The sequence below is a fragment of the Bacteroides sp. AR29 genome (assembly GCF_900217715.1).
Classification (GTDB): domain Bacteria; phylum Bacteroidota; class Bacteroidia; order Bacteroidales; family Bacteroidaceae; genus Bacteroides; species Bacteroides uniformis.
Map to the genome: position 1 here is coordinate 358,065 of NZ_OBMS01000002.1, position 14,075 is coordinate 372,139.

The following is a 14,075-nucleotide window of genomic DNA, read 5'->3' on the forward strand; positions in this document are numbered from 1 at the left end:
CTTGTCACTACTTGTTAGTCAGGTAAGTTGATTGAGTGAAAGCTTGGTTCACACCTTGCACGGCAAGTTTGGTATTGACAGAAGTAGAACCACTCAGCAAGCCGCTCATATAGCTGGTCCACAGAACAGGAAGTTTCTCGCTCTGGCCTTGCGGCGCCTCCAGATTCAACAATTCGCTGATAAAGGAACCGGTACTGTAGGAATAGTTCACGGCATAGGGATAATACCATCCGCCCCAGTTGCCCCAGTAAGGAGCATCCCAGTAGCCTGGATAGTTCCACCACCATTCGGGACGTCCGTAGTCGGTGAAGTAATAGGTACTTCTGACATAGCTTACCTGCAAGCCAAGGTCGGCTTCTTCCCGGTCATCCACACGGATGTAGCCGCGGCTGTTCATGTTAGCAACATAAGCGCTGAGAATTTCCTGGGCATTCTCATCTTTCCAGTATTCGGCGTTTTCCTTATCACCGATGACCAGAATGCTGTCCGGCAAGTAATAAGTTTCGAAGGTTTTGAAATCCGCCTTCTTGTCATAGTTGGTATAAACCAGATAATTATTGTCCAGCTTATCCATGTCAGGGTCTTTTTCGCAAGATGCAAGCGTCACTGCAAAGACCGCTAATAATAGGGGAATAAATTTCTTCATACTTTTATAATTGTTTAGGTTTAATATAAATTCCTGCCCTATGGTACCTTAGGCTTTTGTGAGAAAAAACAAGATAGGATATAAAAGGTTCACGTAGAGGTATGTTAAAAGTGATAAAGGAATAGGGTGACAGCACTTTTAACGTAACTGTCACCCTATTGCACTTATCATGTCATTACTTTATCACCCTATCATCTTTTCCATATCCGTGCTGTCCATCCTCCTCCGGGTGCCATGTGTATGTTCAGCTTGTCTCCCGAGGTCACGGTGCGTACTTCTTTCTTGTAGTCGGTTGCTTCCCGGTCGGCATTGATGCCGTCGGAAAAGATTTCGGCTTCGTAACTTCCTTCTCCGAGGAAGGAAAGGTCGATGGTACAGTCGCGTGGTGTCCAGTCGGTCATGGAGGCGATGTACCAGACGTCTCCCTTGCGGCGTGCCAGTGTAAGGTATTCGCCTACTTCACCGTCCAGTGCCACGGTCTCGTCGAAAACGGTAGGCACTTTGGCAATGAAGTCCGTGCATTCCTGCTCCTTCATATATTTGCTGGGGCTGTCGGCAAGCATTTGCAGCGGGGCTTCGAAGAGGGTGTACATCGCCATCTGGTGGACGCGCGTACCCTGGCTCATCGGATGGTCGTTGACGGCACGGAAGGTTTCGCGGGTTGCGTTCATCATGGCTCCCGGTGTGTAGTCCATCGGGCCGACAAGCATGCGCAGGTAGGGAGCAGTCACGTCATAGCGTGGGAAGTTGTGGAGGGGGGCTCCGTTCACTATCGGTTCCCATTTGGCGTTCTCCAATCCCTTTACACCTTCAAAGTTCAGGACGTTGGGATAGGTGCGCTGTATACCGTATGGCTTGAGGCCATGCAGGTCCAATACCAGGCGGTGCTCGGCGGCGTAGGCTACAATGCGTTCTACGGACTGTACCAGTGGCTGGTCGTCACGGTCGAAGAAGTCTATCTTGAAGCCCTTGATACCCATCTGTGCATAGTGGCTGAATGCGGCTTCCGTATCTTTGGCAGAATTTCGCCAGCTTGCCCAGAGAATGATGCCGACGCCCTTCTGGTTTCCGTAGGCTACCAGTTCCTTTAAATCGATATCCGGATTCAGGTCTTTCAATAAGGATTCGTTTCCGCTCCAGCCGTCATCGATGATGATATATTCCAGGTTGTTGTCGGCGGCAAAGTCGATGAATGCCTTATAAGTCGGGGTGTTCATGCCGGCTTTGAAGTCTACGCCAGTCAAGTTGCAGGTGTTCCACCAGTCCCAAGCCACTTTGCCGGGTTTAATCCAGGAAATGTCTTTGATGCGGCAGGCGGGGGCAAGACGCTGTGCCATGTCATTGTCGGCAAGCTGCGTGTCCTTTTCGGTGACGAGCACCACACGCCAGGGGAGCTCCTGCTTGGCACAACGGGCGATGTAGTCTGCACGTTTTGTCGGTATCAGGTTCAGCCGGTTGTGTCCGCCGATTGTTTCTTCCAGCGGATAGGGGGCAAATGCTGCCTGCACTCCTTGACGTGTCTGGGGATTTGCAGTGAGGAACATGCCGGGATAGTTTTCCAATCCGGCTTCCATGATAACGGCTTTCTTTCCTCCGTCCAGGCAAACCATCAGTGGGGTGATGGAGAGTGAGTCGGTGTGCATTTTGGACAACGGGGCTTCGTCGTAGTAAGACTCGAAAGAGAAGCAATAGCGCTCACCGTTGCGGTTGTCGTTTATGTAAGGTACAAATGCCTGGTAATCCTTGTCGAAATTGAAGTCCGCAGTTTCGTTGAGGACGATAAACGGCTTGTTCTGTTCGGAAATGAAGCGGTAGGCAGCGCCGTCATCGTATGCGCGGAACTGTACGCTGTAGCCTCCGCGGCATTTCAGTGTCAGCTGGTTGTAGACATCCTTCACACTTGCTTTTTTATAGAGGGGAGTGGGGAAGGAGGACTCCACGGACTTGCGTTCTGCACGGATTACTTTTACATTTTTACCGAAAGTTATTGCTTTCTTGGCTGATTTTTCATCTCTGCCTTGCAGGGCGATGGCAGAGGGTTGCAGCACCGTGGTTCCGTCGTGTGCTATCTGCCAGGTGAGGGCTTCTCCGGCATCTACCGTAACGGATAGTTTTCCGTTGGGTGATGCAAGTTGGTATTGCTGTGCACGGACCGTGCCCAAGCAAAGGAATAATAAACAAAAGGTTTGAATAAGGAGGCTTTTCATGTTGATTTATTTTTGAATGATTTTCTTTATCTTCTCCAGTTCCTCGGCAGAGAAGTCTGTATTTTCAGTCGCTTTCAAGTTATCTGCCAGTTGGGCAACGGAGCTCGCTCCGATGATGACGCTTGTCACCAGGTCGTCCTTCAACAGCCAGGCAAGTGACATCTCGGCAAGGGTTTGCCCGCGTGAGGCAGCAACTTCGTTGAGTGCCTTGATTTTTTGCAGCGTCTCGTCGGTCAGTGCTTCTTTCTTCAGGAAAGCCCCCTTTGCCATGCGCGAATCTTCGGGAATACCATTCAGGTAGCGGTTGGTCAGCAGGCCCTGCGCCAGCGGGGAGAAGGCGATGAAGCCGGTTCCGTTCCCTTTGGCTTGCTGCAGGATACCTTCTTCTTCCGGTTCGCGGTTGAAGAGATTGTATCTGCCTTGATAGAGCAGGCAGTGTACATCCCGTTCTTCCAGGTATTTGTAGGCAAACTCGGCCGCCTCTTTGGGATATTTGGAGATTCCTACATAGAGTGCTTTGCCTTGCCGTACGATATCAACCAGTGCTTGCAGGGTCTCTTCAAGCGGAGTATCCGGGTCGTAGCGGTGGGAGTAGAAGATGTCCACATACTCCAGGTTCATCCGTTTCAGACTTTGGTTGAGGCTGCTCATCAGGTACTTGCGTGAGCCCCACTCCCCGTAGGGGCCGGGCCACATGTCGTGTCCGGCCTTGGTGGAGATGAACAGTTCGTCCCGATAGGGCATGAAGGATTTCTTCATAATCATTCCGAAAGTCTCTTCGGCGGAACCGTAGGAAGGACCGTAATTGTTGGCGAGGTCGAAATGCGTGATTCCACGGTCGAAGGCATAGTGCGCCATGGCCTGGGAATTGGCAAATGTGTTCATGTCGCCGAAGTTGTGCCACAATCCGAGTGATATTTCCGGCAGCAGGATGCCGCTTTGCCCGCAACGGCGGAATTTCATGCCGTTGTCATAGCGTTCGGGCGCTGGAGAATAAATAGGGTTTATCATGATATTGTATTTTGTGGGTTATCCCATTATTACTTCTACTGTATGCGTGCCCGGCAGATGGTTCACCACATTGCCTTCTATCGGCTGGCCGTCTACTGTGACGGACTTGATGCCTTTGCACACACCATCGGGATTCTTCACGGTAATATGATATTCTGCCCCGCGGAACCTACGCTTCACGTTGAAGCCTTTCCAGCCTGCCGGGATACAAGGATTGATTTCCAGACCTTCATACGAAGGCTTGATGCCGAGTATGAATTGCGTGATGGCATACCACATCCAGGCAGCCGTTCCAGTCAGCCAGCTGTTCTTGCCTTCACCAGGGCGGGCGGCGTCCTTGCCGGCCACCATCTGGCAGCATACGTAAGGTTCTACTTTATGCAGGGCACTGTGCTCTTCGGTGTACGACGGGCATATCTTGCGGAAATACTCCCAGGAACGGTCACCCCGTCCCAGTACGGTTTCTCCGATGATGACCCACGGGTTGTTGTGGCAGAAGATACCTGCGTTCTCCTTGTAGCCGGCGGGATAGGTGGAGATTTCTCCATACTCCACAACATAGCGGGTGAAGGGTGGATTGTTGAGTACAATACCGTGCTCGCAGTCCAGGCGTTCCTTTACGGAGTCCAGCGCTTTTTTTACCATGCCTTCTTCCAGTCCGATGCCTGCCATGGTGCACCAGCCTTGCGATTCGATGAAGATTTGTCCTTCTTCGTTCTCTTTGGAGCCTACCTTGTGGCCGAAGTAATCGTAGGCGCGCAGATACCAGTCTCCGTCCCAGCCGTGTTTTTTTACGGCTTCCACCATATTGTCTATGTAGGTTTGCGCTCTGTTTGCTTCGTCGTCTTTACCCAGGCGGCGGCACAGCTCCACGTAGTCGCGTCCGCATACCACGAACAAGCCGGCAATCATCAGCGATTCTGCCTGGCTGCCTTCCGTCTGGTTTTCCGTGGTCTGGAAGGATTCATTCGGATCCCAGGAGAAGCAGTTCAGGTTCAGGCAGTCGTTCCAGTCGGCACGGCCGATGAGGGGCAACATGTGGGGGCCGAGGTTCTCGATGACGTGGTTGAAGGAGACGCGCAGGTGCTCGAACAGAGACACTTCCGAACCTTCTTTGTTGTCGAAGGGGACGGGCTCATCCAGGATACTGAAGTCTCCCGATTCCTTGATGTATGCCACCGTACCGAAGATAAGCCACATGGGGTCATCGTTGAAGCCGCCGCCGATGTCGTTGTTGCCGCGTTTGGTCAGCGGTTGGTATTGGTGGTAGCATCCTCCGTCGGGGAATTGGGTAGAAGCTATGTCGATGATTCGTTCGCGGGCTCGTTCCGGTATCTGATGCACGAAGCCCACGAGGTCCTGGTTGGAGTCGCGGAAACCCATTCCACGACCGATGCCGCTCTCGAAGAAAGAGGCGGAACGGGACATGTTGAAGGTAATCATGCACTGATACTGGTTCCAGATGTTCACCATGCGATCCAGTTTTTCTTCGTCGGTCTTCACGACGTAGATGTCCAGCAGGCGGTCCCAGTAGGCTTTCAGTTCGGCAAAGGCAGCATCTACTTTGGCGGTAGTGTCGAAGGCCGAAATCATCGCCTTAGCCTTTACCTTATTTATAATAGGTGAAGAGGGTACACTCTGCTTGAACGCTTCATGCAGAGATTCTTCACGTTCCTCGAACTTTGCCTCCTGCTTGTTTTCCACATAGCCCAGCAGGAAGATGAAGTCGCGGCTTTCGCCGGGTTGCAGTTCTACTTCCAGATAGTGCGAGGCGATGGGACTCCAACCGTGGGCAATGCTGTTGCCCGGTCTGCCTTCTACTACCCGTTCCGGGTCGGCAAACTCGTTGTAGAGTCCCACGAATGTTTCGCGGTCGGTATCGAAACCGTCTACGGGTGTATTGACACTGTAGAAGGCGTAGTGATTGCGGCGTTCCTTGTATTCCGTCTTGTGGTAGATGACAGACCCGTCCACTTCCACCTCTCCCGTGGAGAAGTTACGCTGGAAGTTCTCCATGTCCGTAGCGGCATTCCACAAGCACCATTCGGCAAAGGAGAATAGTTTGAGTTTTCTCACTTTGGCAGAAGTATTCCGCAAGGTCAGCTTCTGCACCTCTCCCCAGGTCTTCAGTGGGACGAAGAAGAGCAGGCTGGCTTCGATGCCGTCTTTGGATCCGGTGATGCGGGTGTAGCTCATGCCGTGGCGACACTCGTAACTGTCGAGTGCAGTCTTGCAGGGCTTCCAGGTGGGAGACCATACGTTGCCGCCTTCATTGATGTAGAAGTAGCGTCCCCCGTTGTCCATCGGCACGTTGTTGTAGCGGTAGCGGGTGATGCGGCGGAACTTGGCGTCCTTGTAGAAGGAATAGCCTCCGGCAGTATTGGAGATGAGTGAGAAGAAATCTTCATTGCCCAGGTAGTTAATCCATGGCCAAGGTGTCTTGGGGTCGGTAATGACGTATTCGCGGTTGTCGTCATCGAAATATCCGAATCTTTTGTCTTGCATATTATTTCTTGTATTTAGTTTGATACATTCTTCATTAGTTGTGCCATCCGGCCATTTTCCCGGAAGCACGCTTCAAATTTAAAAACTTTTCTCCTATCACCCTTGTTTGCCCGGCGTGTTTTTTCCCCTCGGAAACATGAAGTACCGGAAAATGATACAAAAGTATCACCGCACGAATCTTTTTCGCTCTATCTTTGTAAACACATTTTATGATTAACCGATATGAAACACTTATTCGCATTTCTGTTCCTTCTTGGAATTACCTTTTCTCTTTCTGCCCAATCCGTCCGCGAACGTATTTTGCTGGACGACGGCTGGCAGTTTGCTTTTGGCAATGCTTCCTCACCGGAGAAAGACTTCGGCTGCGGAACGGAGTACTTCAACTATCTGACCAAGGCAGCCTCTATCCATAACGAGGGTCCTTACTCCCCCAAGTTCAATCCGGAGAAGTGGGGCGTGGACTGGAAGACGGTCAACCTTCCGCATGACTGGGTGGTTGATTTGCCTTATGCCAAAGAGGCGAGCCACAGTCATGGTTATAAAGCCGTCGGCTATAAATTCCCCGAAAACTCTGTGGGATGGTATCGGAAAAGTATCACTGTTCCGCAAGAGGACCTCGGCAAGCATCTTTATCTTCAGTTCGACGGTATCTTCCGTGATGCCCGTATCTGGATAAACGGTTTCTACCTGGGACACGAACCCAGCGGCTATGCCACGCAGGTATACGACATTACGGAATACCTGAATTACGGAGAAGAGAATCTTATCTGCGTCCGTGCGGATGCCACGCTCGAGGAGGGCTGGTTTTACGAGGGTGCGGGCATCTACCGCCATGTATGGCTGAACAAGACGGCGCCGTTGCATGTAGCTCCTTTCGGCGTATTTGTATCTTCCACGCTGGAAGCTCCTTTCGACAAGGCTGTGCTGGTGACCGAAGTGCAGATGAAGAATTCGGGAAAAGACCCCGTCTCCGGCAAAGTATGGTGCCGTCTGCTTGATGCCGACGGACAAGTGCAGATGGAGGACGAGGCGGAAGAGATAACCCTGCTGCCGCAAGAAACGCGTAGCGTAAAGGTGCGTACCAAAGTGCTGAATCCCCAGCTATGGAGTACAGAACATCCTTACCTTTATAAAATGGAAACCAGCGTCTGGCAAAACGGTAGGCAGGTGGACGTGGTGGCCACCCCGATTGGTATTCGTGACATCCGCTTCGATGCCGACAAGGGCTTCCTCTTGAACGGACAGCCTCTGAAACTGAAAGGTGTGAACATGCACCAAGACCACCCCGGAGTAGGTGCCGGCATTCCCGATGCCCTGCAAGTGTACCGACTGAAGGAACTGAAGAAGTTCGGCTGCAATGCCTACCGTTCTTCCCATAACCCGATGACTCCCGAAATGCTCGATGCCTGCGACAGCCTCGGCATCCTTGTGATAGAAGAAAACCGTCTGACGGGTGTCAACGAGGAACATACTCGCCTGCTGAAACGCATGATAGACCGCGACCGCAACCATCCGTGCATTATCCTTTGGAGTGTAGGCAACGAGGAGTGGGGCATCGAGTGGAAAGAAAGCGGTACACGCATTGCTGCCACGATGCGCGAATATTGCCACCGTTTCGACCCTACGCGCCTCATGACCGTTGCTTCGAGCAGTGGCCCTGCCATCTTGATTCCCGCAGACGTGGCCGGTTATAACTACATCCTTCAGAACCCTGTGGAGCAGCACCGCAAGGATTATCCCGGTCGCCGGGCGCTCGGTTCGGAAGAGACCACGGGCTGTGGTACGCGCGGCATCTACTTTGATGCCCACGGCAAAGGCCACATGGTGGCGCACAACCGTAAACCGAACGGGCCTGACAGCCTGCTGAACTGCATCGAGCGTGGCTGGAAATTCTATGACGAACGCCCCTATCTGGCAGGTCTTTTCTATTGGACGGGTTTCGACTACCGCGGTGAACCCAACCCCATGAAGTTCCCGGCTACGGGCTCACAATTCGGCATTCTGGACTACTGTGGCTTTCCCAAGGACGAAGCCTGGTATCTGAAGTCCTGGTGGACGGATGAGCCGGTGCTGCACATCCTTCCCCACTGGAATCTGCAAGGTCACGAAGGTGATAGCATCGACATTTGGGTATACAGTAATTGCGATGAAGTGGAACTGACTGTGAACGGCAAGAAACTGGAGCGCAAACCGATGCCCCGAAACGGCCATCTTTCCTGGAAAGCCGTTTTCCAGCCCGGTGCAGTGAAGGCTGTAGGCTATAAGAACGGCAAAAAAATATTGGCCCGTACTGTGGAGACTACCGGTGCTCCTGCCCGTATCTCCCTGACGGCAGACCGTTCCGTCATTCAGGCAGACAATCGGGATGTGGCAGTGTGTAACATTGAGTTGCAGGACAAGAAGAAACGTTTTGTCCCCACTGCCTGCAACGACTTGACAATAACCGTCTCCGGTCCGGTACGCATCCTTGGGGTGGGGAATGGAGACCCCGCTTATCGGGCTACGGAACGTCCGGCCGACGCTGATGCACGCACCTATCAGGTAAAGGCATTCAATGGACTTGCACAGGTGCTGTTGCAAAGTACCGGCGAAGTGGGAGAAGCCACAATGACGGTCGTTTCGGAAAACCTGCCGGAAACTTCCTGCGTCTTGAAGCTGCAGAAGTAAGCGACTTATCATTCATATCATCCGGCGAAGCGGAGACCTTTCTTTTGTTTATGGGGCAAGAGAGGGATCTCCGCTTCTTTCTTCCTCAAACTATAGTGTGTAAGTGTACGAGATGCGCATCTCATACATCCTTACATTAGAGCCTGAGGGGGAGAAGAACGGAAGTTTTGCTTTTCCGGGTGGGACTTTCCCGGGTATCTGCTCATATATAACAATTATTACCTCTAAATGTAACAAATGGTACTGTTGTGGGATTAAAAAGAATGAGTATATTTGTGGCATGATATTTTTTTAACCAATGCCTATGGAAAACCAGAACTATATCATGAGGGAAATAACCCCTCTGTCGGAACGTGACTGTTTCTATATTGCCGATCGTCGCAAAACAGAATTTACCTACCCCATCCATTGTCACGCAGAGTATGAACTGAACTTCACGGAACATGCTTCCGGCGTACGTCGTGTGGTGGGCGATTCTGCCGAGATTATCGGTGATTATGACCTGGTGCTGATAACCGGTAAGGAGTTGGAGCATGTATGGGAGCAACATGAATGTACCTCCGGGGATATTCGGGAGATTACCATTCAGTTCTCTCCCGACTTGTTCTTCGGGAACGTTGTCAACAAGAACCAGTTCGACAGTATCCGTCGGATGCTGGAGCGTGCACAGTGCGGACTTAGTTTCCCCATGCAGGCCATCATGAAGGTGTACAACTGGCTGGATAAGCTGGCTTCCGAGGAGCAGGGCTTTTATGCCGTGATGAACTTTCTCCGTATCCTTTACGAACTTTCCCTCTATGACAATGCCCGGGTGTTGTCCAGTTCTTCGTTTGCCAAGATAGAGACTTTCTCTGACAGCCGCCGGGTACAGAAGGTGCAGAAATACATTTCCACCCATTATCAGGAGGATATCCGGTTGGCTTCATTGGCCGATATGGTGGGCATGACCCCGGTCTCTTTCAGCCGTTTCTTTCGCCTGCGCACCGGCAAGACGCTTTCCGACTACATTATTGATATCCGTCTGGGCTTTGCCACGCGTATGTTGGTAGATTCCACGCGTACCATTGCAGAGGTGTGCTATGACTGCGGCTTCAACAATCTGTCCAATTTCAATCGTATGTTCAAGCGGAAGAAGGGATGCTCGCCGAAGGAATTCCGTGAGAATTATCGGAAAAAGAAGCTGGTGATATGATAAAAAAGTATTGGTATTCTTCATTGAAAGTGCCTATTTTTGCACCAATGATTAATACTAATATCTGATATCATGAAAAGAGTTTTTTCCTTATTTTTATGTCTGCTGTGTGTATGTGCTGTGACGGCGCAGATACGCGGCAATGAAATCCGTGTAGTCGTTTCACCTGACCATAGCGATTGGGTGTATCGTCTGAATGAGAAGTGTACGTTTACCGTCCGGGTGCTGAAGGCACAGAACCTCTTGTCCGATGTCAAGATTGACTATGAACTGGGCCCCGAGATGTATCCTACTGAAGTAAAGAAAGACGTGGTGCTGAAAGATGGTACCTTGAAGTTGCAAGGCACGATGAAGACTGCAGGCTTCTTGCGTTGCAAGGTCAAGGCGCATGTGGACGGCCGGACTTATGAAGGGCTGGCTACATCGGCCTATGCTCCCGAGCAGCTGCAACCTGTGACGAAACTTCCTGCCGATTTTCGGGATTATTGGGCCAAGACCTTGGAAGAGGCGCGCAAGACTCCGTTGAATCCCCTTATGACGCTGCTTCCCGAACGCTGTACGGAAACGGATAATGTATATCAGGTCAGCTTCCAGACAAAAGCTTGGGGAGGACGTTTTTACGGTATTCTCAGTATTCCCAAGAAAGAAGGGAAGTATCCGGCTTTGCTGCGTGTGCCCGGTGCGGGTGTCCGCCCTTATGCGGGAGATACGTATACGGCTCCTGGAAAGGTGATTACATTGGAGGTGGGTATCCACGGCATTCCCGTCACGATGCAGCAGTCTGTATATGATGCGCTGGCAGGTGGGGCGCTGAGCAATTACTGGACGTTCGGCCGCGACAGCCGGGATGCTTCTTACTATAACCGTGTGGTGGTAGGCGCTTTGCGTGCTGTGGATTTTATCTGTTCGCTGCCGCAGTACAACGGGAAGGCGCTGGGCGTTACGGGCTCCAGCCAGGGCGGTGCCTTGTCTGTGATTACGGCGGCTCTTGATTCGCGCGTTACTTTCCTGGCGGCTGTTCATCCTGCCTTATGCGACCACGAAGCGTTCTTCAAGAAGCGCGCTTGCGGCTGGCCCCATTATTTCTATTATTACGGTGCTCCCGATGAAAAGCAGCTTGAAACGGTGCGCTATTATGATACGGCAAACTTTGCCCGCCTGCTGAATGTGCCCGGTTGGTTCAGTTGGGGGTATAACGATGAGGTCTGTCCTCCCACTTCCATGTATGCAGCCTACAATGTGATTTCTTCTCCGAAGGAACTGCATCCTTATCTGGAAACCGGGCATTACTGGTATCAGGAACAGTGGGATGAATGGCTGGACTGGATACGGAGACAACTTAATGTGCCAATGTGATTAATCACATTGGCACATTAATCTGATAATATAGTATCATTTTTTATGATATGAGCCGCGTATCTTTGTGTATCGCTTAAAAACTGATAATATGAAGAAACAATTCCTTTTGCTGACAGTACTTTTATTCCTTTTGGGGGCATGTGCCCCTAAGCCTGCGGAGCATTCGTTTATTAAGGTCAATGCCGATGGACAGTTCGTTCGCGACGGAAAACCCTATTATTTTGTAGGTACCAATTTCTGGTACGGTGCCATTCTTGGTTCCGAAGGTGAAGGCGGCAATCGTGAACGGTTGCATAAGGAGCTGGACTTTCTGAAAAGTATTGGCATCAACAACCTGCGCGTATTGGTGGGTGCTGACGGTGAAAATGGCATAAAGACGCGGGTAGAGCCCTCTTTACAAGTGGCACCGGGCGTCTATAATGATACTATTTTAGCCGGATTGGATTATTTTATGAATGAACTGCGTGAACGTGATATGACAGCTGTCCTCTATTTGAACAATTCCTGGGAATGGAGCGGTGGCTATTCCGTTTACCTGCAATGGTCCGGACACGGTGATGCCGTGGTACCTGCCGTAGACGGATGGCCCGCCTATATGGAGTATGTCAAGCAGTTCCCCCAATCGGACAGCGCGAAGGCCTTGTTTGCCAATCATGTCAATTATATTGTTTCACGCACCAATAGGTATAATCAGATAAAATATGTGGATGACCCCACTATTATGTCTTGGCAGATTGGTAACGAGCCTCGCGCTTTCTCTGACGAGAACAAGGAACCGTTTGCCCGCTGGATGGCCGATGTGGCTGCACAAATCAAGTCACTTGACCCGAACCACATGGTGTCTTCCGGCAGTGAGGGCTCGTGGGGATGCGAAATGGATATGAATCTTTTCGAGAAGATTCATGCCGACCCCAACATCAATTATCTGAATATCCACATCTGGCCTTACAACTGGAGTTGGGTGAAGGCGGACAGCCTGAAGGAACTTCTTCCGCGTGCCAAGGAAAATACTAAGAAGTATATAGATGACCACATGGTCATTGCTCGGAAGTACAGCAAGCCGATTGTTTTGGAGGAGTTCGGTTTTCCCCGTGACGGTTTCAGCTTTTCCAAAGAGGCACCGACCACTGCCCGCGATGAATATTACCGTTATGTATTCGACCTCATCCGCCAGGACCGTGAGAGCGGCGGACTCTTTGCCGGATGCAACTTCTGGGCATGGGGTGGTTTTGCCGGACAAAATCCCGACCATGTATTCTGGGAAAAGGGAGATGACTATACCGGTGACCCGGCTCAAGAACAACAAGGACTGAACTCTGTCTTTGCCACAGACAGCACTATTGAAATAATTAAAGCGGAAAACCGGAAGCTGCAAAATTGAACCTATCCGTGCTTTTCCGTGTAATCCCTGCCTGAAAATTAGAATGTAAGCGTGTACAAAGCGTTTGTACCGTTATATAAGAAAGATTATTACTCTAAATACTAAGTATGATATGAAAAGCATATGGAAAGTTATGTTGGCGGTTTGTTGCCTAGGTATGACCATTGGTTGTGGAACAAACCCGTCGAAGAATGAAAATGTAAAGGAAACGCTACCGGCATTGGTGGTCAATGGTACGCAGTTGATGAATACCGAAGGAGACACGGTGGTATTGCACGGTGTCAGCTATGGCTGGCATCAGTTCTGGCCCCGTTTCTACAATGCCTCTTCGGTTGCTTATCTGGTCAATGACTGGGGCGCACAAGTGCTTCGGGCCTCTATGGGAGTGGATTTGGATAGCGCCTGCTATGTGAACAAGCCCGAATTCGGTATTGAGTGTGTTACGAAAGTGGTGGATGCTGCTATCGAGAACGGCGTTTACGTCATCATCGACTGGCATAGCCACAATCTGCGGCAGGAAGAAGCAAAGGAGTTCTTCACCCAAATGGCTACCCGTTACAAAGGGGTTCCTAATGTCATCTATGAGGTTTTCAACGAACCGGTGGAAGACAGTTGGGAGCAGGTGAAGGCATACTCTGTGGAGGTTATCAAGACGATTCGTGCCATAGAACCGGATGCCGTTATCCTCGTTGGTTGTCCGCATTGGGACCAGGACATCCATTTGGCAGCGGACGATCCTATTACCGGATATAGCAATATAATGTATACACTCCACTTTTATGCCAACACCCACGGACAGTGGCTGCGCGACCGCGCCGACTATGCTCTGGGCAAGGGCTTGCCGATTTTCGTTTCCGAATGCGCCGGTATGGAGGCAAGTGGGGACGGCCCCATCAGTAAAGAAGAGTGGGGGAATTGGCTGGACTGGATGCAGCGGCATTCCATCAGCTGGGTGGCCTGGTCTTTGTCTGACAAGGATGAGACTTGCTCCATGTTCTATCCGTCGGCTTCTTCCGAGGGAAACTGGAAAGATGCAGATATGAAGGAATGGGGAAGAATGGTACGGGACGAACTGAAGAAATGACCCTTTCGGGAAAAAGCAATATG

Annotated in this window: 9 protein-coding genes; 5 read left to right on the forward strand and 4 right to left on the reverse strand. The window is 51.0% G+C overall.

Going from position 1 to position 14,075, the window contains the following annotated elements:
* Window positions 1-7 precede the first annotated feature (7 nt).
* The 4 genes from CSD97_RS01320 to CSD97_RS01335 all read right to left on the reverse strand — a co-directional run bounded on the left by CSD97_RS01320 (window position 8) and on the right by CSD97_RS01335 (window position 6,369).
* On the reverse strand, window positions 8-646 hold the full coding sequence (locus tag CSD97_RS01320) for a DUF4136 domain-containing protein (RefSeq protein WP_005834796.1): 639 nt from the start codon (window positions 644-646) through the stop codon (window positions 8-10).
* A 191-nt stretch (window positions 647-837) separates the two neighbouring features.
* Window positions 838-2,853: a glycoside hydrolase family 97 protein gene (locus tag CSD97_RS01325; protein WP_098031857.1), complete on the reverse strand. Its 2,016-nt coding sequence runs from the start codon at window positions 2,851-2,853 to the stop codon at window positions 838-840.
* A 6-nt stretch (window positions 2,854-2,859) separates the two neighbouring features.
* Window positions 2,860-3,864 (reverse strand): aldo/keto reductase, encoded by a 1,005-nt coding sequence (locus tag CSD97_RS01330; RefSeq protein WP_057256137.1) that lies wholly within the window; start codon window positions 3,862-3,864, stop codon window positions 2,860-2,862.
* Between the two features lie 18 nt (window positions 3,865-3,882).
* Entirely contained in the window at window positions 3,883-6,369 is a 2,487-nt protein-coding gene (locus CSD97_RS01335) for a glycosyl transferase (RefSeq protein WP_005834800.1), read from the reverse strand.
* A gap of 222 nt (window positions 6,370-6,591) precedes the next feature.
* Here CSD97_RS01335 and galA point away from each other — a divergent pair, with 222 nt between their 5' ends.
* The 5 genes from galA to CSD97_RS01360 all read left to right on the forward strand — a co-directional run bounded on the left by galA (window position 6,592) and on the right by CSD97_RS01360 (window position 14,052).
* Window positions 6,592-9,036: a beta-galactosidase GalA gene (gene galA / locus CSD97_RS01340; RefSeq protein WP_098031858.1), complete on the forward strand. Its 2,445-nt coding sequence runs from the start codon at window positions 6,592-6,594 to the stop codon at window positions 9,034-9,036.
* Window positions 9,037-9,340: 304 nt separating this feature from the next.
* A complete protein-coding gene (locus CSD97_RS01345) occupies window positions 9,341-10,228 on the forward strand; it encodes an AraC family transcriptional regulator (RefSeq protein ID WP_009037794.1) in 888 nt (295 codons plus the stop codon).
* A 72-nt stretch (window positions 10,229-10,300) separates the two neighbouring features.
* Window positions 10,301-11,584: an acetylxylan esterase gene (locus CSD97_RS01350; RefSeq protein ID WP_005834805.1), complete on the forward strand. Its 1,284-nt coding sequence runs from the start codon at window positions 10,301-10,303 to the stop codon at window positions 11,582-11,584.
* Between the two features lie 91 nt (window positions 11,585-11,675).
* Window positions 11,676-12,968 carry a beta-galactosidase gene (locus tag CSD97_RS01355; protein WP_005825026.1) on the forward strand — a complete coding sequence of 431 codons (1,293 nt, stop codon included), beginning with the start codon at window positions 11,676-11,678 and terminating at the stop codon, window positions 12,966-12,968.
* Window positions 12,969-13,080: 112 nt separating this feature from the next.
* Window positions 13,081-14,052, forward strand: coding sequence for a glycoside hydrolase family 5 protein (locus tag CSD97_RS01360; protein ID WP_098031859.1), 972 nt, complete (start codon window positions 13,081-13,083; stop codon window positions 14,050-14,052).
* The last annotated feature ends 23 nt before the right edge of the window (window positions 14,053-14,075 follow it).

Coding starts and splice junctions, on each gene's coding strand:
- CSD97_RS01350 (WP_005834805.1), top strand. CDS start 10,301: ATGAAAAGAGTTTTTTCCTTATTTTTATGTCTGCTGTGTGTATGTGCT.
- CSD97_RS01360 (WP_098031859.1), top strand. CDS start 13,081: ATGAAAAGCATATGGAAAGTTATGTTGGCGGTTTGTTGCCTAGGTATG.
- galA (WP_098031858.1), top strand. CDS start 6,592: ATGAAACACTTATTCGCATTTCTGTTCCTTCTTGGAATTACCTTTTCT.
- CSD97_RS01335 (WP_005834800.1), bottom strand. CDS start 6,369: ATGCAAGACAAAAGATTCGGATATTTCGATGACGACAACCGCGAATAC.
- CSD97_RS01355 (WP_005825026.1), top strand. CDS start 11,676: ATGAAGAAACAATTCCTTTTGCTGACAGTACTTTTATTCCTTTTGGGG.
- CSD97_RS01345 (WP_009037794.1), top strand. CDS start 9,341: ATGGAAAACCAGAACTATATCATGAGGGAAATAACCCCTCTGTCGGAA.
- CSD97_RS01325 (WP_098031857.1), bottom strand. CDS start 2,853: ATGAAAAGCCTCCTTATTCAAACCTTTTGTTTATTATTCCTTTGCTTG.
- CSD97_RS01320 (WP_005834796.1), bottom strand. CDS start 646: ATGAAGAAATTTATTCCCCTATTATTAGCGGTCTTTGCAGTGACGCTT.
- CSD97_RS01330 (WP_057256137.1), bottom strand. CDS start 3,864: ATGATAAACCCTATTTATTCTCCAGCGCCCGAACGCTATGACAACGGC.